Raw genomic sequence first — 20,324 nt, forward strand, 5'->3', positions numbered from 1 at the left:
AGTTCAAAAGACTTGGCAAGTTCATTTTGAGATATTTCTATGAAAATTCACTTTACAAAAATGAGCGGTGCAGGCAACGACTTCGTTGTTGTTGACAATCGGTCAGGAATAATTTCTGATCCGCATTCCTTCTCAAATACAGTTTGCAACCGAAGACTTGGAATCGGTGCAGATGGTGTATTATTGCTTGAGCGAAGTGATATTTCCGGGTTTACTATGAAATATTACAATGCTGACGGTTCAAATGCAGGAATGTGCGGCAATGGCGGTCGGTGCATAGCAAAATTTGCTTATGATAACAGTGTCGTTACTTCAGATAATTTTTCATTCGAAGCATTTGGACACATTTATGAATCAACAAGGATTGACAGCACATTGTTTGATTTAAAAATGAAAAATCCCTTTGATGTAAAGTTAAATCAAGAGATATCGTTAGACAGCACGACTGTTAAAGCTAATTATATAAATACAGGTACAGATCATTCAGTCATTTTCCTGGATGATAATTCTCAATTAGGAACGCTTGAGAGTGCAGATATTTTTGGAATAGGAAAAAAGATACGCTACCATAACATCTATCAACCAAAAGGGACGAACGTTAATTTTGTTTCGAAGTTAACGGATAATATCATACAAATAAGAACTTATGAGCGTGGAGTTGAAGATGAAACTTTGGCTTGCGGAACGGGATCTGTAGCAAGTGCAATATTAAGCTCCATGAAGTATCAAATGAAAAGTCCAATTCGAGTAAAAGTATTGAGCGGGGAGTTTTTGGAAATATCATTTCAGAAGACAATCAATAATTTTTTCGATGTGCGATTAAAAGGAAGTGCAAAAGTGACTTTTTATGGAGAAATAGATATATAATAATACTCAAGGTTTTTCCTTATATTTGGCATATAGATATAATAAGGATTATGTTAAGTTAGTTAACATCAAGTAAATACTTCTTATTTCTTCAGATATTCTTCAATTTGTTTTGTAGTTCTTGTGTTCAAAATATTCTTTTTTTCGCACCATCCTTTTCTGGCTATACCGACCCCAAATCGAACATCGGTCAATCCGGTAACAACGTGTGAATCGGGATTGATTGCAATCGTTACACCCTTGCTAATCGCGTATTTGACCATTCGCCAATCAAGATCGAGTCTCATTGGATGAGCATTAATCTCAATGACTTTTCCAAGATCTGCTGCTACGTTGATGATCTCCGTCTGATTTAATGGATAACCATCCCGTTCAAGCAACAATCGTCCAGTCAAATGACCAAGAATCGTTACATGCTTATTCTTAAGAGCTTTTAGGATTCGTTTTGTCATATCTGCTTCGTTCAGTTTAAAGTTACTATGCACTGATGCAACAACATAATCAAATGTAGCTAACGTCTTATCATTAAAGTCTAAATCCCCATTTGTTAAAATATCAACTTCTGACCCTTTAAAGAGTCTAAACCCCTTAAATTTTTGGTTTAGCGAATCAATCTCCTTATGTTGTTTTTTGACTCGATCTTCAGTCAATCCATTTGCATACGCTGCAACTTTACTATGATCAGCAATGCCGAGATACTCCCAGCCGAGTTTCTGTGCTCCTGCAGCCATTTCGGAAAGCGTATTATGACCATCGCTATAGTTAGTATGACAGTGAAATGTTCCTCTGATGTCATTATATGTCACTAATTTTGGAAGTTTTCCAGACTGAGCGGCTTCAATCTCACCTAAATCTTCGCGCAGTTCGGGCTCCACGTAATCAAGACCGACTGCCTTATAAATATCTTCTTCTGTCTTACACGTAACTACTTTTTTGGACTTTCTTCCCTTTTCACTGGAATCAATAATGGCAAAACCATATTCATTTAATGTCCATCCGTTCTCTCTCGCTAATGCACGAACGCGGATATTATGTTCCTTACTTCCTGTAAAATAATTGAGTGCAAATGGAAACTCTGCATCGGCTACTACTCGTAGATCACAATTAATCCCGGCATCCAACACCACACTTGATTTTGTTTCACCGTCTCCGGTGATTCGTTCGACGCTCTTATGTGACGTAAACAGTTTCATGATCGCCGAAACGTCATTCTTTTTTGCACTCACAACAATATCGATGTCACCAATCGTCTCTTTTTTTCTCCGAAGACTTCCGGCAATTTCTGCACGAATAATTCCTTTGTGTGAAGTAATCGCACTAAATATCGATTGGGCAGCATTCTCAGCTACATTGATATGGAATTTTGAAGAATGTTTACGAACCTGTTCAATACCAAGAAGAATATTTTCTTCAGTCTTTTTCCCAAATCCTTCTAATTTTTCCAGTTTCCCTGCTTTGGCAGCCTTCTCCAAACCTTCTATGGAAGAGATTTTGAGATTCTTATATAAAAATGCAACCTTTTTCGGTCCCATCCCTTGAATCTTCATCATATCGAAGATACCGGGAGGAAAATATTTTTTAAGACTTTCGTGATCGGGAGATTTACCTGTGGTCACGAGATCAGAAATGACCTTTCCGGTACTTTCACCGATCCCTTTTATTTTACGGATCCCACCGCTCTCAACAAGTCCTTTCAAATCATCAGTAACGCCGCCAAGTACACGAGCAGCATTGTGGAACGCTCTGCTTTTAAAAGGGTTCTCTCCTTTTAATTCAAGAAGCGTTCCGACCTCATCAAGTATATCTGCTATTTGTGTTTTATCCATAAACGCTCAATATTTTTTGTTCACAAAATTACTGAGTAACACTTTTCCGTGCTGTGTCGCTATTGATTCTGGATGAAATTGAACACCAAAGACCGGATACTTTTTATGTTGTACACCCATCACTACACCATCTTCAGTCCTTGCCGTTACTTCAAGTTCGCTCGGCATTGTTTTTGGTGCAATCACAAGTGAGTGATATCGCGTTGCGAGAAAGCGATTTGGAATGGAATTGAAGATTCCCTTCCCTTCGTGCAGCACTTCAGATGTTTTACCATGAACAACGGTTGGAGCTTTTACAACATCGCCGCCAAAAGCTTCACCGATTGATTGATGGCCAAGACAAACCCCCAGAATTGGAATTTTCTTATAAAATTCTTTTATCAATGGCACCGATACACCAGCTTCTTTTGGTGTGCAAGGTCCCGGAGAAATAATAATTGCCTGAGGATTAAGTTTACGAATTTCTTCAATTGTTATTTTATCATTCCGAACAATATGCATCTCAACGTTCAGCTCGCCAACATATTGAACAAGATTGTATGTAAAAGAATCGTAATTGTCGATTATTAAAATCATATTTTTATTTTTAACCACAGAGTCACGGAGGCACAGAATGAATAATATTTTAGAACTTCTCCGTATCTTTATAAATTTGTGGAAAAACTTAAAGTACTGTTGCTTCTACGGCACGAATCACCGCATCCATTTTAATCAGTGTCTCTTGATATTCTTTTTCAGGAACAGAATCATACACTATTCCCGCCCCTGCTTGAAAATAAGCATAACCATCTTTTATGATTGTTGTCCGAATGGCTATGCATGAATCAAGATTACCGGAAAAATCTAAATACCCGATTGCTCCACCATAAATACCACGTTTCACCGGCTCCAATTCAGCAATAATCTCCATCGCACGAATTTTCGGCGCACCGGAAAGTGTTCCTGCAGGAAAACAAGAAAAAAACGCATCGATTGCAGAGAGTTCTTTCTTAAGTTTTCCTTTTACATTGGAAACAATATGCATCACGTGTGAATATTTTTCAATTACCATATATTCCGTCACATCCACTTTCCCGAACTCGCTGATGCGTCCGATATCGTTACGGCCAAGATCGATCAACATTAAATGCTCGGCAACCTCTTTCGGATCAGCAAGCAAATCTTTTTCCAAGGCAGCATCTTCCTCTTCCGTCTTACCGCGTCGGCGAGTTCCAGCTAGAGGACGAGTTTCCACAATGCCATTTTCTACACGAACCAATAATTCCGGCGATGAACCAGCAATACACAGTCCATTTAACGAAAAATAATACATATATGGAGAGGGATTTATCACGCGAAGCATTCGATAAATTGCAAATGGATCCCCCAGATATTTCCGCTTCATTCTGTGTGAAGGGAGCACTTGGAAAATATCTCCTTCAACAATATAAGCGATCGATTGTTCCACCATCTTCTCATATTGTTGTTTGCTGATCGATTGTTCTATTTCCCCTATAACAGAATGTTCTGTTTGCAACGAAACAGATTTGTTAAGAATCTGTTTCATCTTCGCTATTTCCGTTGCAGCTTTTTCATATTCAGAACGGAGATATATGTCTGTGGAGCCTTTCGGAACATACGCATTAGAAACAATCAACAATCTTCGCTTTACATTATCGAACACAAACAAGGTATCGAGAAACATTAATAAAGAATCATCCAGATTCAATTCATCCAGTTTTGCCGAAGGGATGTTTTCGATCAATTGAATCGTTTCATATCCAAAATATCCGATTGCTCCGCTGGCCAAACGCGGCAAACCATCAACATGTGCAGTCTTATAGTGAGAGAATATTTTCTTCAGCGCTTCAATTGGACTCGTGATCCCCTGAACCAATTTTGGAAGGACGGTAACATCGGGATGACGAGATTGAATTTCAAATTGTTTCCCACGAATAATAAAATTACTGAATGGGTTGAATCCAATGAATGAATAGCGTCCAATCTTCTCTCCCCCCTCAATACTTTCTAATAAAAATGAGTACGGACTTTCATCACGCACTTTTAGATAGACTGAAACCGGCGTTTCTGTATCTGCCAGTACCTCATCAAACAGCGGAATGACATTGCCTTGTGACGTTAATGTTTTAAATTCTTCAAATGAGATCATATTCTAATATTATACTTCGATGGAAGGCCACGTAATTTCTGATTTTCCTTCTTCGTATGCGTCTACCATTTTTCGTACTTCGGTTGGAACAGGAATAGATTTTCCTGTTTTTGGATCTGTCCACACCATAATTGCAACATTTTTCGCAATAGGGATTTTCGTTCCAGTGTGGATCATAAACGCTTCACAGACAAAGCTCGAATTTTTTATTGAAGCAACACGAGTGTAAATTTTCAGCTCGTCATCAAATGTTGCTGAGTTAAAATAATCAAGCTCATTTCGTACGATAACAATCCGCACCGACCCGGAAATCGATCGTTCATCAATCTTCATTCCAATCGATTTGAAATATTCTACACGTGCAATTTCAAAATAGAGTAGATAATTTCCGTTGTGGACAATTCCCTGCCAATCAATCTCGTAATTTCGAACTGTAACGCCGTGAGTATGTTTAAATTTTGAAATATCCATAAATTTTTGAAACATATAGGCACATAGTTCACATAGAAAGAACCATGCTTCTATTAATGAAACATCTGTTTGAATTTTTCCGCTGCAAATTTTACTTGTTCCATCGAAACATCAAGATGCATTAGTGCGCGAAACTTTGTGAATGTACCTGCAGAGACAAGAATCCCTTGATCTTTCATCACAGCAATGACTTCTTGCGGTGTTTTTCCACTTTTTGTCACATCCACAAGAACGATATTGGTTTGAACACTTTCAAGATCAATTTCAAATCCGTCAATAGTTGAAAGTACTTGTGAAAAATATTTCGCCTTATCGTGATCTTCTTTTAAACGCTCAATATTATGGTGAACAGCGTAAAGAGCTCCCGCAGCAATAATTCCGGACTGCCTCATTCCCCCTCCAAAAACTTTCCTCCATTTATGTGCTTTTGTGATAAATTCTTTTGTTCCGCAAATGGTTGATCCTACCGGTGCGCCGAGACCTTTGGAAAAACAGACTGAAACAGAATCAAAATATTGTGCCCATTCTTTTACAGGAATTCCTGTTGCTACCGACGCATTCCATAACCGAGCTCCATCAAGGTGAAAAATAATTTCCCTCTCTTTGCAAAACTGTGATAGCTTTTTGATTTCGTCTATCGGAAAAATAGCTCCTCCGGCACGGTTATGTGTATTTTCCACACAAATCACTCTCGTCCTTGGCATATAGTATAGCGCAGGACGGATATGCGGCGGTAATTCCTCTGCACGAAAGACTCCACGAACCCCGGGAATCGTTTTGACTTGAACTGCGGACATTATTGACGGCGCCGCAGTCTCGTAATTAAACATATGAGCGTCCTGTTCCATAATCACTTCATCACCCATTTCGGTATGAGCCTTTAAAGCAAGCTGATTGCTCATACATCCACTAGGGACAAACAATGCTTTTTCTTTCCCCAACAGAGAGGCAACCGTTTCCTGCAGTTTGTTTACAGTCGGATCTTCTCCAAAAACATCATCTCCTACCTCGGCATTTGCCATTGCTTCACGCATTGCTTTGGATGGTTTTGTCACAGTATCACTTCGAAGATCAATAAATTGTTGACTCATAATTACTTCCTAAAAAATCCATAACCTATTGAAAATAAAAAAATAAATGCTGTTATGCTCGCACAAATTCTTGCTAACCAATCTCCGTGTTGAGAATAGAAAGTCTTCGTTTGTAATGGTTCTATCTTATGGTGAATATATGCTTCGGTGTACATTGTAGTTTGGTCGTACATTCTCCCCATAGGATCCACAAATGAAGAGATTCCTCCGTTTGCGCAGCGAACTACCCAGCGACGATTCTCTACTGCCCGCAAAATGGAATATTGATTGTGTTGTCTAGCACCGGACGTATTTCCCCACCAACTATCATTGGTCGTAAAAACAAGGAACTCACTCCCTTTATTGACAAATTGTGCTACAAATTCCGGGAAAATAGATTCATAACAAACCATTGCAAGGAATTTTGCATTGAACTTTTTACTTTCAAATATCGTACTATCTTTTGCTAATCCCCAATTGCTGATTCCTACACCCCATCGCAATGGCTCGATGAGAAAAGGAACCTTATTTGCATACGGAATACGTTCAGCAAATGGAACAAGTCTCATTTTACTATATGTCTGCACTATATTAGAATTTGGTTCTACATGCATAATGGAATTAAACGAGTCATACCTAATATTCGTTCCTTTAATAACACTACTTGTTGCTGGCGCATTTTCAGCTTCATAGTATTGAACGCGAACATACCCAGAGATAACAGAAATTTCGAGGCTATCGATAATATTTTGGAACTCCTGCATTTGTTCATAGTACGACGGTAGATTAAGCAGAATAGCTGATTCCGGTAATACAACTAGATCAATATTTTTATCGAAGTGTTTGCCTATAAGCTGTAAATATCGCTTGGTTTGGTCCCAACGACCTGAAAAGGTATTTACATTCTCCCATTTGTTCCAAGGGTCAACATTGGGTTGGACAATTCCGACATTTATTTTTTTATTTTCAATATTGTGAAACGTTTGTTCATTTACCGAATATACGTTAGGTAAAATATAAATTGCGAGAATCGTCACCCCAAGGTAATATCTTGTGTTTTTTCGAATGCCAGATTGAACAATTCTTACTAAAAAATAAACCAATACATTAATTATTAAAATCCACAAAGATATCCCATATACACCTGTTATATCTGCGAATTGAATTTTTTCGAGCTGATATGTTTGACTGTTTCCGAGTGTCAGCCACGGAAAAGCTAATTCTCCAAGAGCATACAGCCATTCCATTGAAATCCAGATAAAAGGAAAAAATATCACCGAGTATCTACTTTTGAATCTATTCTTAATAAAAAAATAGACTAACGCGGGAATTGTCAATACCAAAGGTTCCCAAAAGTATAATGCCACACCGGCGATCATAAGATAAGGATCTCTACCATGAGTAAAACCACCAACCCAATACAATGATAGCAGCGAGAATAAAAAAAATGTAAAATAGGCGTATCGAAAAAATCTTCCAAAAGAATCAATCGAATCTGCTAAGATAAGAAATGGAACTAGTCCGACACACGCTAGAACTCCAAATTGAAAGGGTGGAAATGAGGAGCTTAAAATAACTGCAGTCGCGATAGAAAGGAGTAGTAAAAATCGCTTTTGAGAATCGAATCTAAAATATGAAATCACAATGAGTTAGAATTATTATTCGAATGTATATTCTTTAATTTTGAATTAACTATTTTCCATAAACCAACACTAGTTAAACCTATTCCAAATCCTAAAATTCCACCAGCAAGAATGTCAGAAGGATAATGTACGCCAACGTAAGGACGAGAAAGAGCAACTAAAACTGCAAACGTATACCAATACCATTTCTGTTTTGAATAAAAATGTGAAATAACAGTAGCGCCAGCAAAATTATTCACTGCGTGAGTAGACGGAAATGAAAGTCCTCCCCCGCAATCCACCAGCATTCTAACTCCGTCAAGAGTTCTACATGGACGTATTCTTCCGAAAATTTCCTTAATAAATGAACTATTCAATTGATCACTAAAGATTATCGTTATTATCAATATTCCAACCGTAATCCTTCCTGTTTGACCACCCTTCCATATTACGTAGAGCATCCAAACCCCTGCAGCTATCAAAATAGGTTTTTGTTTGTTTAAGTCGGTGAGAAAAGGCATTATCCAATCCAAAATCGGATTGGCGATTGTGTGATTAATAAAAAAGAAGATTGCAACATCAATGGAATACAAGAACTCAATCATTCTTCTTTCCTCTTCTTTGATACCATATAATTATTCCAATAAGTGCCGCCATAACTAATAGTGAAGTAACAATTTGACTATAAGTTGTTAAATAGAAACCTATCAATTCCCAATTTTTACCGACCAATGTTCCAGCATAGACCAGTATCCAATTCCAGATAAATGCACTTATAAAACAAAGTATGGCTGTCGGGATAAATTTTACCTCCGCCATCCCTGCAAAAAACCCTACCACTGCACGGGTACCTGAGAGGAACCTATTTGCGATAATGAGCCAATAACCAAATTTCCTAAACCATGTTTCGACTTTATGAACTGATTCCAATGGAAAATATTTTATCCTCCCCGTTTCGATAATCTTGAGACCAAACCAATCCCCAATCTTATACATTGTCATAAAGCCTGTAGTACTGCCTAGCGTAGAGATCAATAAAGCAGTAAAAAAATCAATTCGACCTATTCCTACCAAATATCCCCCCGCAACGATCATTAAATCACTTGGAGACGGTGGGAAAAGATTCTCAATGTATGCGATAAAAAAGAGTGATGCATAAATCCAAAACGGACTCAGTTGTTGAAGATATGTTATTATTTCTTCCACCATATACTTTTATTTTATTGAAGCAATTGATGTAACCGCATAAGCAACAGCACCTTCGCCAATGCCAATGAATCCCAATCCTTCACTAGTAGTCGCTTTAATAGATATTTGATTTGAGGTAATTCCTAATGCGGTAGAAATGTTATGTCTCATATTGTCAACATATGGTGCAATTTTTGGCTTTTCGAGAACCAACGTTGAATCTATATTTACAATAGTGTAGTTATTCTGCCGCATTAAGTTGCCGACATGATTCAATAGCACTATACTTGATATACCTTTAAATTTTGGATCTGTATCCGGAAAATGTTTGCCAATGTCTCCCAATGCTGCTGCACCGAGCAGTGCATCACAAATGGCATGTAGCAGCACATCGGCATCTGAATGCCCTAGAAGTCCTTTTTCAGAAGGAATTTCAACCCCGCCGAGGATCAATTTTCTGTTGGAGGTCAATTTGTGCACGTCAAATCCAAATCCAATACGTGTCATTATGCCTTGATTTTAAAGTTAATAAATAAATGATGTGGATTACCCCATTCCACAATGACGTCTTCCACGCGCGAAGGTTTTGGTCCCATCCTCAATTCCTTGATTAAGTCTTCAATCCAATCCCTCTTCCCTTCAACTTCTAAATAGACTGAACCATCTGGAAGATTCTCTACATAACCTTTTACTTCATATTTTCGGGAAACACGGTCAGCAAACCATCGATACCCAACACCTTGAACAATTCCTTTAACAGTTATTTTCGCATTAACAATCATTATTCTTCTATCTGTTGTACTTTATGATAAAATTTACTCACCATAAGATCTGAAAACTCAGAAATCAATATTCCTAAGACAATTAAAGAGGCGCCCATAATCCCCGAAATTCCCAATACTTCATTCAGGAAAATAAATGCTAGAACTGCTGCAATCACTGGTTCAATAGTAAAAATAATAACGGCACGGGTCGGAGTTGTATCTTTTTGATATCGTGTTTGAATATACGTTGTAAATACTGTTGCACAAATTCCCATATATAACGAAGAAAGGAGTAATTGATTTGTCGGAACAAAGACAATCCCTTCAAATAAAGCTACAACCGATGCAATGATGGTTGTGACAGTTACTTGAACAAACGCTAAGTGCAAAACATTTTCATTTCTTGAATACATATCAAGGTACACGATATATACACCAAATATTACTGCAGAAATCAGAACTAATATATCACCGAAATTCATTTCGGAGTCGGAAGGTGATGTAAGTAAATACAATCCGTATGTAACAATAAAAATTCCAATAATATTTCCAACCTTCGACGGTCTCCGTTCAAGAATCAATTGTGCAATTGGAGTAAAGATAACCATTAATCCGGTAATGAAGGCAGATTTAGATGCCGTTGTTTGATAGATCCCGTAATTTTGCAAAATTATTCCAACACCAAGTATACTTCCGAGTAGTAGTCCGCTTTTTAGGGTTTGAAATCGAATGGTTTGAAGCTGTTTAAATAACAGCATTCCAAAAATCAATGCTCCAATACCAAACCGTAATGCAATAAAAAGGGATGGGGAAATATTTCCCGAGCCAGCTTTTACAACAACAAACGTACTTGCCCAAATAAACGTTGTTGCAAATAAAGCAAGTTCAGCTCTGCTTCTTGTTGTCATTTAAAATTTAATTTCTTCACAATCGATTCAGGAATCATTCTAAACAGAAACATAATGTATCTCCAGAACCACTTTGAATAAATAAAATCTTTTCCGGACTGCTGAGCGTTGAAAATATCGTACGCAACTCTCTCCGGTGTTGCTGTTATAAAACTCGAGGTTTTTCTTCCTTCGATCATCTTTGTGCGGATAAATCCGGGATGCACTGTAAGGACTTGAACATGTGAGTTGTGCAGTCTATTTCGTAAACCGGAAAGGAACGCAGTAAACCCCGCTTTCGCACTTGCGTAAACATAATTACTTTGTCTTCCCTTCTCACCTGCTACGGAACTTACGCCAACAATAAATCCTTCTTTTCTCTGTTCAAAATCGTTTGCGACAATATGAACAATAGAGACCAGACCTACAAAGTTTGCTTCGATCACTTTTTTAGCTTCCGTAAAATACTGTTCAGATTCTTTTTGTTCTCCAAGTGCACCGGCAAGACAAACAATCCCAATCGGTTTTTGCGGTAAGGCATCATAAAATTTCTGATGCAATTCCGTTTCTGTTACATCAAAACGAAATGCCGCTGCATCCGTTCCATTTTGCCGTTTGATTTCATCCGCATCATGCCGCAATTGATCGATATTTCGACTGGCAAGATAGAGACCATATCCTGCCTTTGCATACAAATGTTCTAGCGGTAAGGCAAGATCTGAACCTGCACCTACGATCAATACATACTTCATATTTAATAAGACGGTTTTTCTTTTGGAGGTGCAGATGTAAAAAAGTCATTATAAAACCGATCTGTATAACTGTTCAATAAAGTTTCTACTCGTTCAAATTTTGGGGATCGTACCACAAGACCTGCATGAAACTCTTTATTGATCTTCCACACTACTTCAGAATCATTATACGAAGACAAATCCGGCCACTGCTGTTTCGCCAATGAAACCATGAGTCCTGCATATTCCGTTCTTTGAGGATGGGGTATGTAGGTTGACACATTTTCAGTCGTTTCCAGTTTTGCCCATTCTGCCCAAAGATTCATCCCTGTGGCCCCTTCAATTAGTTCTACAATATGGGCACCACCAACTCGTGCAGAGGTTTCCAGAAAATAAATTTTTCCGTCTCCATGTGCTTTAATATATTCTGTATGCGAAACACCTTGAAGCAATCCCAGCATCGGTAAAACAGATCTATTCAATTTCTGAAGTGCAGTTTCATCGTCACTTCCCCGTTCAACTGTTCTTGTCATAAATACTCGTCCCTCATGAGAAACTTCCATAGGGGGTAATCCATATTTGCTGACAATGGAAAACAATACTTCTTTGTTCACCAAAATACTATCCACGTGGAAAATATCTCCCGGTACAAATTTCTCCAATAAATAAAATGACTGCTGGTCTCCCAATTCGTCAAGTTTTCGCCATAATTCTTCAGCATGATGAATTTTTTTTATTCCGATCGCACCGGCGGAAAGGCGTGGTTTTAATACATATGGAGGAGAAACTTTTCCAAGAAATTCTCTGATACGATCATAGTTTAAGATGCCGACAAAATCAGGTACGTTGATCCCAGATTCTCTCGCTTTCATTCTCATTGCAAGCTTATCGCGAAAATATCGTGCGGTGGTTTCACCCATACCACCAACGCGGAGATGTTCGCGTAATGTTGCCGCTTTCTCTACATCAAAATCATCCAGCGCGACAATTCGGTCAATCTGTTCTGTACGGGCAAGATAACTGACACCATTAATGACATCGGGCATATGCCATTCTTTGTTGACATCGGGAATGAAATAAATATTATCGATATGATCCTTTGGCCAGTCTCCATATTCCAAGCTTTTCGACGTCAGCAACAGTACCTTCCATCCTTCGCGTTTTGCCTGACGAAGAAACTCCTGACCTTTTTCGTAACTTGAAATGCACAGAATTGTTTTTGCCATATCATTCCCTGTTGTCTCTTTCAATATAACAAAAGATTAAAAACTTGCGAAGGGTTAATCATTACCGAACATCAGACCATCCGATAAATCGGGTATTTCTTTTCGTTAGTATCAAAATATGGAGAGCGCCAATAAAAAAACTCTAACCGAGCATGTGGATCATTTCTAAAAACCTGATCTTCCAAACTCATTTGAAATTCTTGCTGTAACGATTCATCTGATTCAAGCATTTTTTGTGCTATCGGTTCCATAACATACGCTTCGGCATATTCTTTTCGCTCAAAATATGCATTGAAGAATCCCCAGCTGACAAATGAATCGGGTGCTTCCGGTTCTAATAAATTGACAATGACCCGTCTCGTCCTTTGATCAGTAGGGACAAAAAATGTACCTTTGGGAAATTGTTTTCTTGTTTTGATGACTCTGCATTTAACATCAACGCAATAACGTCCTTCATATGGTCTGTTCCAGAATTTCGATTCCCAGAACTCATATTGCTCCACTGTAATTTCTTTTTGTTGTGGAAGTTGGTTTACCTCTATTCCGTGAATTTTAAGTATACTAATAAAGTGAACAAACTCTTTTGGAATGATATATGCTTTTGGAACCTGAATTGTTTTTACTTCTTGGACGTCATCAAAGAATGGAAGTTCAAACTCTGTCTTTGTCTTTGTATAGCGAACGACACCTGCGCCAGTAATAGGACTTTCTTCATCAAAAGACTCGTAACCTTTGAAAAAAAAGGATTTATAATTTTCTGTTAATTCGAATTTTACCGGCAAGGTTTTTATCTTTGAAGATGCCGCGTCGGCTTTTTTATTCAACAACTTTATACTTTTTGAATGCTTATTAAGAAATTCTAAAGCGGCCACATTCATTGCAAAAGTTGAACGAACACGGTTCTCAAATGGCTTCAGTGAGTGAGTCTCCACTAACAGACCAAGTCTGTTTTGAACAGCGGTGTAACCAGTAGAAAGTCTAGGACTAGCCGGCGGGTCAATTATTCCGTCCTCAAGGCGCTCTTTTCTCATTTCAATATACGGTGCTGTCAAAAATCCTTTCTCTTCTACTTCTTTCAGGATAGATGGAAGAAATTGTTTTGTTCCCCACTTCGATAATCCTGCATCAATATTTCCGCATTTCTCAAGTGCATAGGTGATATTATATTGATAATCTGCTCCGTTGGTTGTATGATTATCAATAAAAAAGTCGGGAAGCCATGTATTGAATAATGACAAAAATGCTCTCACCTCGGGTGTATCAGCCTTCATGTAATCGCGATTAAGATTTAAATTCAAGCTGTTTGTGCGCCACCCCATCTCTTCGGGTCCATTCTGATTCGGCCGATTGAATTTGCTGATGCGTTCATGACCGTCAACATTCAATATCGGTATAACAAGAAGGATTACATGATCAAGAAGATGGAATTTCTCCTTTGTCATGAGAATGTCACGTAGCAACAACATGCTGGAATCCTTTCCCTCGATTTCACCGGAATGGATTCCATTTTGGATAAGGACAACCGCCTTTCCGCTTCTTTTCGCTTTTTGAGGAGTAAACTCTTTTTTCGATGAAATAACGAGACATTCAATTGACCGTCCCTGTGGAGACAAACCGATTGAAAACATTTTTGCATATGGGGTCGTGTTTTCAAACTGTCGGAAGTATGCCATCGATTCTTCATATCGTGGAGAACCAATCAGTCCAGACTTTTCAAAATATGTGATCCAATTCGATTTCATCATGAAAAATAAAAATGTTCAACATCTTTTTTGAAATATTCAAACGTATCGATTGGTTCATATCCAAAATCACGAACAGCTGGAGAATGTTCCCCGGCGATATCTTTATGAAATTTTCCAGCTGCATGGATCGTCGAATTAAGCATTCCTGTTTTTCCCAATAGAACATCAATAATAGAAAAGATAGAACAGATGAAATTCGGGATATACAACGGACGATATAGTTCGCCCAATGTATCTGCCATATGCATAAAGATATTATCTACAGTCGTTGCATAATTTTTATCGGAGATCCAATACCATTTTCCGATTGTTGCAGGCAGTTTTTCGCTCTTAATAAATGCTTGAATAACATTGTCGATATGCGTAAGACTACGGTAATTTTTTCCGTTTCCGAAAATGATCTGACGTTTCCATTTCATCATTCTGATAAGAGTTTGATTTCTTAACGGCATGTAGGGACCAAAGAACCAAAATCCCCGAAGCGAAGTCCCTTCTATTACACCTTCAGCGGTTTTATCAAAAATATATTGTTCTGCAAGATATTTACTTTTTCCGTAATTCTTGTATGGTATTGATTTTGTGTTTTCGTCAAAAATCCGTTTTTCTCTTCCGAATCCACAAATACTATCCGTCCCCATATATATTATCCTCTTCACCCCAATTTTAATACAAGCATCCACAAGGTTTTTTGTTCCAAGCCAATTCACATCATACAACGTTTGTATTTTCGGAGGATAAATTACGCCTGCACAATGGTATACTGTCGTTACTCCTTTCAGTGCACTCAAAAGCGTCTCTTTGTTTTGCAGATCACCATACACTATTTCATAATTATCCGGAAGATCAAGTCGAATGTTTTTGAACGATGGTAAGACAAGTAATCGCACTTTTCGATGAATGGCATAGTCACCTTTGCGATCTCCATTCATAAAAATATCGATCATTCTATTGACTAACCATCCGGGGAATCCTGTGATCAAAAGAACATCACCATCCGCATATTTTTTCCTTGATAAGGATTCAGTATCAGAATGTTGAAGAATACAGGTGAGTCCGGCAAGATGATATCGAACCTCGTTTACTCCTTCGGTAAGTGTTGATTCAACCGAAGGAATAGTGTAACCAATTTCCTTCATCGCTTTTGAAGAATCATACCAACTGTAATTTCCGATAATTGATTGAACATATTGCGGATCTATTGGAGAGCGTTTCCCTAATAATAATTTTGCAACGAACGCGCCAAGATATATAATCCATTTTGGTATTTCTATTTTTGGTATCGATCTTCTATTGAGCTTTGCTAATCGGGAATACAATTCCAAAAAAGTTACGTTCACCCCCCCAAGTATATATTGTGATTGCGGTAATCCCTTTGTCCAAGCAAGAACATGTCCTTTTGCCACTTCTCGAACATCTGCTATAGATATTCCACCGTCAAAATAAAAGGGTTGTCCTTTCAACAAAACATTTTGAATAATGGTATGCGGAGGAGTCAGTTTTACATTATGAGATCCTACAACCCATGAAGGATAAATTCTGCGAATATCATAGCCATTTCTAATTAATGATTCACAAAATTCCTCTGCCAGAATCTTTCCTTTAACATAAGGACTCTCTGGAAAAAGGTTTTTGTCATGTTCTGTAATCAGTGTATTCGGATCAGAAGAACGTCCCAACACCACAACTGAACTTGTGTAGACAATGGTTTTTACGTTTGATTCGACTGCGGTGGTAAGAACGCTCTGTGCAAGTGTCACTGTATTTTGAATGACTCGGCTTTCATCAGATGTATCCGTGGTATTCTCTGCCGCAAGATGAAATAACGATGCGGTATTTTGAAATATTTCTCGGTATGATTCTGGTTTAAAAAGATCAACAATATGTACAACAGCACCAGCCCTCTTCAGAATTTCAGTGTTTGCATTTGTTTTACGAATTAACAAATGAACTTCATACCCCAAGTCGCATAAATATTTTGCAACATGGAAGCCGATATGACCTGATGCGCCGGTGACAACGACCTTTTCTCTCATTGATTATAATTCAACTGATTGGAATCTGATTCTGCGGAGGAAATAATACAGTAATGTCGATAAAGAATTTTTAATTGAGTTTGATGATACCCTCGGAGACGGAGCGACATAATGGATTGGTATTTCTGCAATCCTCCGCTTCCGTAATAAATACCGGAGTTCTGTTTGATAGAAGTGTGCTTTGGATTTAAAAGGATAATTAATAAAACGGCCGACAACATCGCGATGAAATCCTTGAAATCCTGATGTCATATCTTTTAACTTGGTTCCGAGCAATATATTTGCAAGAAACGTTCCGGCTTTCGATAAAAACCATCGATTGAAGGGAGAACCGTTTATTGATCCGCCGTTGATGAACCTGCTTCCAAAAGCACATTCATTCCCTTCATTCAAAACACGAAGGAACATAGGAATAGCGCGAGGATCATGCGAAAGACCTGCATCCATTTCAATGATAATATCATACCCGGCATCATACGCTACGCGCAGTCCGTTAATATATGCATCGACAACATTCTTGTTCTGTGGACACCACACCGTTTCGTAACGGTTATTTTTTTTCTGCAGATCAAGACAAAGTTCGTATGTTTTATCTTTTGATACGGTATCAACGATGAAATATACTTTCCCTGGATTCAGTGTATCCAGCACAAAATTCATCCGTTCGATAAACGGTTGAAAATCTTGTTCCTCATTTGCCATCGGGATAACAATTGCCCAATGATTGTAATACATTCCGGTAAGAATAATTGCCTCCAACGTTTTGTTCTTACGGTAAATTTAATTATTTTTTTCATTAATTACTGTAAAACATTGAAAAATTATGAACTTAGGCAAAACATCACTGATCATCACCACCATTGGTTCTCTTAACAGAGCGCTGCAGGAATACGGAATTCATTGCTCAAAGAACGGTGTAGAATTCATAGTTGTGGGGGATAAAAAAACGAAACCCGAACTGACTGAATTGTTCTCCCAGTATCAAAAGGAAAAGCAATTCAAAGGGGGGTATTATACAGCAGATCAACAACAGCAATTACCCTTTAAGATAACATCGGTTCTCCCCTTTAATCATTATACCCGAAAAAATATTGGTTATATTCTCGCAATTAAAAACAATGCTGAACTGATTATGGAAACAGATGATGATAATTATCCGCAGGAAAATTATCATTGCAAGTTCTCCAAAAAAATTACCGGGCAATTAGTGTCTCATATTGGTTGGGTAAATGTCTACCGCTACTTTACTACTGAACATATTTGGCCTCGAGGATTTCCGCTCGATCTGGTGACGAAAGAAGTTCCAAAGCTCGGTGAAGTAACATCGGTCTATAGCCCCATTCAACAATATCTTGCAAACAAAAATCCCGATGTTGATGCTGTCTATCGGCTCGTCATCAACAAAGAATTGGACTTTAATGATTTAAAGCAAAATGTGGCTCTCGATGCATATTCCTGGTGTCCGTTCAATTCGCAAAACACAGTCTGGTTTAAGGAAGTATTTCCTCTGTTGTATCTCCCTTCCACTTGTTCATTTCGTATGACGGACATTTTTCGAAGTTATATTGCTCAAAGAATTCTTTGGACTATTGATGCTCGATTAAGTTTTGGAAATGCTACAGTTTATCAAGACAGGAATGAACATAGTTTGATCAAAGATTTTCAGGATGAAATCAGTGGATACCTAAATGATAAAAAAATAATTAGCATTTTAACTGATCTGAATCTGAAAAATGGTAAGGAAAATATTCAAGAAAATCTTTTATGCTGTTATAATGCACTCGTTGAGAATAACATTCTGAAGGATGAAGAACTTCCTATCCTCAATGCATGGCTGGAAGATCTGCAATAATTTTCGTTGTAGCGTATAAAAAAAATGGCGAAAAGAGATTTTCTTTTCGCCATTTTTGTAAAGCATAATTTCTCTTCTTTAGAATACCGCTTGTTCTTCGTAGATTCCAAAATGTTCGATCAACGAATTACACATTTCTCCAAGTGTAACATAATTTCTCGTTGCATTCAGTAAGTGAGGCATTAAGTTAGAACCATCCGAAGCTGCTTGTTTCAATGCAGACATAGCATTCTTCACTGCCTCTTGATTTCTGCTTTGGTGCAGTTCAGCCAGCCGTTTCTTTTGGAGAATTTCTACTTCTGGTGAAATTGCGAGGATTGGAATATCAATCTTTTCATCTTCCTCTATATACTGATTCACGCCTACAATTACTTTTTCTTTTGTATCCAACTCACGCTGATAACGGTAAGCAGCTTCCGCAATTTCACGCTGGAAGAATCCTTGTTCAATCGCAGGAATCACTCCCCCGAGCATTTCAATCTTCTCAAAATATTGCTCTGCTTCCTCTTCCATTTTTGTGGTGAGTGATTCTACAAAATAACTGCCGCCCAAAGGATCAATCATATTTGCAACACCAGTTTCATCTGCAATAATTTGTTGTGTACGAAGTGCAATTTTGACTGCTTTGTCTGAAGGAAGTGCAAGTGTTTCATCCATAGAGTTTGTATGAAGCGACTGAGTACCGCCTAACACGCCCGCTAATGCCTGAATGGCAGTCCGGACGATGTTGTTTTCAGGTTGTTGTGCGGTTAACGTACAACCAGCAGTCTGTGTATGGAATCGAAGTGTCCACGATTTTGGATTTTTCGCTCCATATTTATATTTCATCCGTTTTGCATAAATCCTTCTCGCAGCCCTAAACTTGGCAATCTCTTCAAAAAAGTCCAAATGGGAATTGAAGAAATATGATATGCGGGGTGCAAATTCATCAACATCCATTCCAGCAGCAATTCCCGCTTCGATGTACGCGAATCCATCTGCCAATGTAAATGCAAGCTCCTGTACTGAGGTTGAACCTGCTTCACGTATGTGATAGCCAGACACAGAGATAGGATTGAATTGCGGAAGTTCTTTCGCGCAATATTGAAACATATCGGTAATGATCCGCATAGAAGGTTTCGGCGGATAGATCCATTCTTTTTGTGCGATGTACTCTTTAAGAATATCATTCTGAATAGTCCCACGAAGAACAGAAGATTTCACTCCTTGTTTTTCAGCGACTGCAATATAAAAGGCAAGAATCATTGCCGCAGGTGCATTAATGGTCATGGAAGTCGTCACTTGATCGAGAGGAATTCCTTTGAAAAGAATCTCCATATCCGCCAGAGAACTGACCGCTACACCACAAATACCAACTTCCCCTTCTGAAAGCGGATCATCGGCATCACGTCCCATAAGGGTCGGTAGATCGAACGCGGTCGAAAGGCCTGTCTGTCCATGCTCCAAAAGGTATTTAAATCGCTGATTTGTATCCTCAGGCGTTCCAAACCCGGCAAATTGGCGCATTGTCCATAATTTTCCACGATAGCCTGTGTTGTGTATCCCACGTGTGTAGGGAAATTCACCAGGATATCCTATCTCTGCAAGATAGTTGATCTCTTTCACATCTTCCGGTGTGTATAATAGATTTACCGGCTCTCCACTGACGGTCGTAAACTTAACATTCCGCGTTTTGGACGAAGCAGCCTTCGCATTGTGTTGTTTGGTTGCATCTGAAATTGCCTGCGGATCGTTGAACGTTGCCATTGATATCTCTCCGATATGTTTGATCGATGTTGTTTGAATATTCGAATGGTGATCGAAATATTCTCCGTTTACCCTGCTTGATAAACAGTCACTATTGCGTCACAGTTGATAAAGTTCTTGAATTTCTACTGAAATTCCAAAATATGT

The 20,324-nt window shown here is 38.3% G+C and carries 19 protein-coding genes; 2 read left to right on the forward strand and 17 right to left on the reverse strand.

Annotation, left to right across the window (positions count from 1 at the left end; genetic code table 11):
- The first annotated feature begins 39 nt into the window (after positions 1-39).
- A complete protein-coding gene (gene dapF / locus WDA22_06415) occupies positions 40-867 on the forward strand; it encodes a diaminopimelate epimerase (GenBank protein ID MFA5833092.1) in 828 nt (275 codons plus the stop codon).
- An 83-nt stretch (positions 868-950) separates the two neighbouring features.
- Here the strand turns inward: dapF and polX are convergent, their stop codons facing one another.
- From polX to WDA22_06495, 16 genes are all read right to left on the reverse strand, one after another.
- Positions 951-2,693: a DNA polymerase/3'-5' exonuclease PolX gene (gene polX, locus WDA22_06420; protein MFA5833093.1), complete on the reverse strand. Its 1,743-nt coding sequence runs from the start codon at positions 2,691-2,693 to the stop codon at positions 951-953.
- 6 nt (positions 2,694-2,699) lie between these two features.
- Positions 2,700-3,269 (reverse strand): aminodeoxychorismate/anthranilate synthase component II, encoded by a 570-nt coding sequence (locus tag WDA22_06425; GenBank protein ID MFA5833094.1) that lies wholly within the window; start codon positions 3,267-3,269, stop codon positions 2,700-2,702.
- A gap of 88 nt (positions 3,270-3,357) precedes the next feature.
- Positions 3,358-4,842: an anthranilate synthase component I gene (gene trpE / locus WDA22_06430; protein MFA5833095.1), complete on the reverse strand. Its 1,485-nt coding sequence runs from the start codon at positions 4,840-4,842 to the stop codon at positions 3,358-3,360.
- Between the two features lie 9 nt (positions 4,843-4,851).
- Positions 4,852-5,313, reverse strand: coding sequence for a thioesterase family protein (locus tag WDA22_06435; protein ID MFA5833096.1), 462 nt, complete (start codon positions 5,311-5,313; stop codon positions 4,852-4,854).
- A 53-nt stretch (positions 5,314-5,366) separates the two neighbouring features.
- Positions 5,367-6,404, reverse strand: coding sequence for a low-specificity L-threonine aldolase (gene ltaE / locus WDA22_06440; protein MFA5833097.1), 1,038 nt, complete (start codon positions 6,402-6,404; stop codon positions 5,367-5,369).
- A 2-nt stretch (positions 6,405-6,406) separates the two neighbouring features.
- Positions 6,407-8,026 (reverse strand): apolipoprotein N-acyltransferase, encoded by a 1,620-nt coding sequence (lnt, locus tag WDA22_06445; protein MFA5833098.1) that lies wholly within the window; start codon positions 8,024-8,026, stop codon positions 6,407-6,409.
- On the reverse strand, positions 8,023-8,610 hold the full coding sequence (locus WDA22_06450; GenBank protein ID MFA5833099.1) for a phosphatase PAP2 family protein: 588 nt from the start codon (positions 8,608-8,610) through the stop codon (positions 8,023-8,025). Before WDA22_06450 ends, lnt begins: the two co-directional genes overlap by 4 nt.
- Positions 8,603-9,214: a DedA family protein gene (locus WDA22_06455; GenBank protein ID MFA5833100.1), complete on the reverse strand. Its 612-nt coding sequence runs from the start codon at positions 9,212-9,214 to the stop codon at positions 8,603-8,605. Before WDA22_06455 ends, WDA22_06450 begins: the two co-directional genes overlap by 8 nt.
- Positions 9,215-9,220: 6 nt before the next feature.
- The gene (gene ispF, locus WDA22_06460; GenBank protein ID MFA5833101.1) at positions 9,221-9,700 is read right to left on the reverse strand and encodes a 2-C-methyl-D-erythritol 2,4-cyclodiphosphate synthase; all 480 of its coding nucleotides are present in this window, start codon (positions 9,698-9,700) and stop codon (positions 9,221-9,223) included.
- A complete protein-coding gene (locus WDA22_06465; GenBank protein ID MFA5833102.1) occupies positions 9,700-9,975 on the reverse strand; it encodes an acylphosphatase in 276 nt (91 codons plus the stop codon). The genes ispF and WDA22_06465 overlap by 1 nt, the downstream gene beginning before the upstream one ends.
- Positions 9,975-10,865, reverse strand: coding sequence for a DMT family transporter (locus WDA22_06470; protein MFA5833103.1), 891 nt, complete (start codon positions 10,863-10,865; stop codon positions 9,975-9,977). Before WDA22_06470 ends, WDA22_06465 begins: the two co-directional genes overlap by 1 nt.
- Entirely contained in the window at positions 10,862-11,596 is a 735-nt protein-coding gene (locus WDA22_06475; protein ID MFA5833104.1) for an SDR family oxidoreductase, read from the reverse strand. The genes WDA22_06470 and WDA22_06475 overlap by 4 nt, the downstream gene beginning before the upstream one ends.
- 2 nt (positions 11,597-11,598) lie before the next feature.
- Positions 11,599-12,801: an ATP-grasp domain-containing protein gene (locus WDA22_06480; GenBank protein MFA5833105.1), complete on the reverse strand. Its 1,203-nt coding sequence runs from the start codon at positions 12,799-12,801 to the stop codon at positions 11,599-11,601.
- Positions 12,802-12,872: 71 nt separating this feature from the next.
- Positions 12,873-14,543 carry a M14 family metallopeptidase gene (locus tag WDA22_06485; protein MFA5833106.1) on the reverse strand — a complete coding sequence of 557 codons (1,671 nt, stop codon included), beginning with the start codon at positions 14,541-14,543 and terminating at the stop codon, positions 12,873-12,875.
- Positions 14,543-16,579 carry an NAD-dependent epimerase/dehydratase family protein gene (locus WDA22_06490; GenBank protein ID MFA5833107.1) on the reverse strand — a complete coding sequence of 679 codons (2,037 nt, stop codon included), beginning with the start codon at positions 16,577-16,579 and terminating at the stop codon, positions 14,543-14,545. Before WDA22_06490 ends, WDA22_06485 begins: the two co-directional genes overlap by 1 nt.
- A gap of 3 nt (positions 16,580-16,582) precedes the next feature.
- A complete protein-coding gene (locus tag WDA22_06495) occupies positions 16,583-17,338 on the reverse strand; it encodes a glycosyltransferase (protein ID MFA5833108.1) in 756 nt (251 codons plus the stop codon).
- Positions 17,339-17,402: 64 nt separating this feature from the next.
- On the opposite strand from WDA22_06495, the gene WDA22_06500 reads away from it, so the two are divergent.
- The gene (locus WDA22_06500) at positions 17,403-18,431 is read left to right on the forward strand and encodes an STELLO glycosyltransferase family protein (GenBank protein ID MFA5833109.1); all 1,029 of its coding nucleotides are present in this window, start codon (positions 17,403-17,405) and stop codon (positions 18,429-18,431) included.
- A 78-nt stretch (positions 18,432-18,509) separates the two neighbouring features.
- Here the strand turns inward: WDA22_06500 and WDA22_06505 are convergent, their stop codons facing one another.
- Complete coding sequence (locus tag WDA22_06505) at positions 18,510-20,177, reverse strand: methylmalonyl-CoA mutase family protein (GenBank protein MFA5833110.1); 1,668 nt, start codon at positions 20,175-20,177, stop codon at positions 18,510-18,512.
- Positions 20,178-20,324 lie beyond the last annotated feature (147 nt).

This window comes from Bacteroidota bacterium, assembly GCA_041658205.1.
GTDB lineage: Bacteria > Bacteroidota > Ignavibacteria > UBA10030 > UBA8401 > UBA8401.

Excerpts from the sequence above, each read along its gene's own strand:
- dapF (MFA5833092.1), top strand. The coding sequence starts at position 40 with ATGAAAATTCACTTTACAAAAATGAGCGGTGCAGGCAACGACTTCGTT.
- polX (MFA5833093.1), bottom strand. The coding sequence starts at position 2,693 with ATGGATAAAACACAAATAGCAGATATACTTGATGAGGTCGGAACGCTT.
- WDA22_06425 (MFA5833094.1), bottom strand. The coding sequence starts at position 3,269 with ATGATTTTAATAATCGACAATTACGATTCTTTTACATACAATCTTGTT.
- trpE (MFA5833095.1), bottom strand. The coding sequence starts at position 4,842 with ATGATCTCATTTGAAGAATTTAAAACATTAACGTCACAAGGCAATGTC.
- WDA22_06435 (MFA5833096.1), bottom strand. The coding sequence starts at position 5,313 with ATGGATATTTCAAAATTTAAACATACTCACGGCGTTACAGTTCGAAAT.
- ltaE (MFA5833097.1), bottom strand. The coding sequence starts at position 6,404 with ATGAGTCAACAATTTATTGATCTTCGAAGTGATACTGTGACAAAACCA.
- WDA22_06450 (MFA5833099.1), bottom strand. The coding sequence starts at position 8,610 with ATGATTGAGTTCTTGTATTCCATTGATGTTGCAATCTTCTTTTTTATT.
- WDA22_06455 (MFA5833100.1), bottom strand. The coding sequence starts at position 9,214 with ATGGTGGAAGAAATAATAACATATCTTCAACAACTGAGTCCGTTTTGG.
- ispF (MFA5833101.1), bottom strand. The coding sequence starts at position 9,700 with ATGACACGTATTGGATTTGGATTTGACGTGCACAAATTGACCTCCAAC.
- WDA22_06465 (MFA5833102.1), bottom strand. The coding sequence starts at position 9,975 with ATGATTGTTAATGCGAAAATAACTGTTAAAGGAATTGTTCAAGGTGTT.
- WDA22_06470 (MFA5833103.1), bottom strand. The coding sequence starts at position 10,865 with ATGACAACAAGAAGCAGAGCTGAACTTGCTTTATTTGCAACAACGTTT.
- WDA22_06475 (MFA5833104.1), bottom strand. The coding sequence starts at position 11,596 with ATGAAGTATGTATTGATCGTAGGTGCAGGTTCAGATCTTGCCTTACCG.
- WDA22_06480 (MFA5833105.1), bottom strand. The coding sequence starts at position 12,801 with ATGGCAAAAACAATTCTGTGCATTTCAAGTTACGAAAAAGGTCAGGAG.
- WDA22_06485 (MFA5833106.1), bottom strand. The coding sequence starts at position 14,543 with ATGAAATCGAATTGGATCACATATTTTGAAAAGTCTGGACTGATTGGT.
- WDA22_06490 (MFA5833107.1), bottom strand. The coding sequence starts at position 16,579 with ATGAGAGAAAAGGTCGTTGTCACCGGCGCATCAGGTCATATCGGCTTC.
- WDA22_06500 (MFA5833109.1), top strand. The coding sequence starts at position 17,403 with ATGAACTTAGGCAAAACATCACTGATCATCACCACCATTGGTTCTCTT.
- WDA22_06505 (MFA5833110.1), bottom strand. The coding sequence starts at position 20,177 with ATGGCAACGTTCAACGATCCGCAGGCAATTTCAGATGCAACCAAACAA.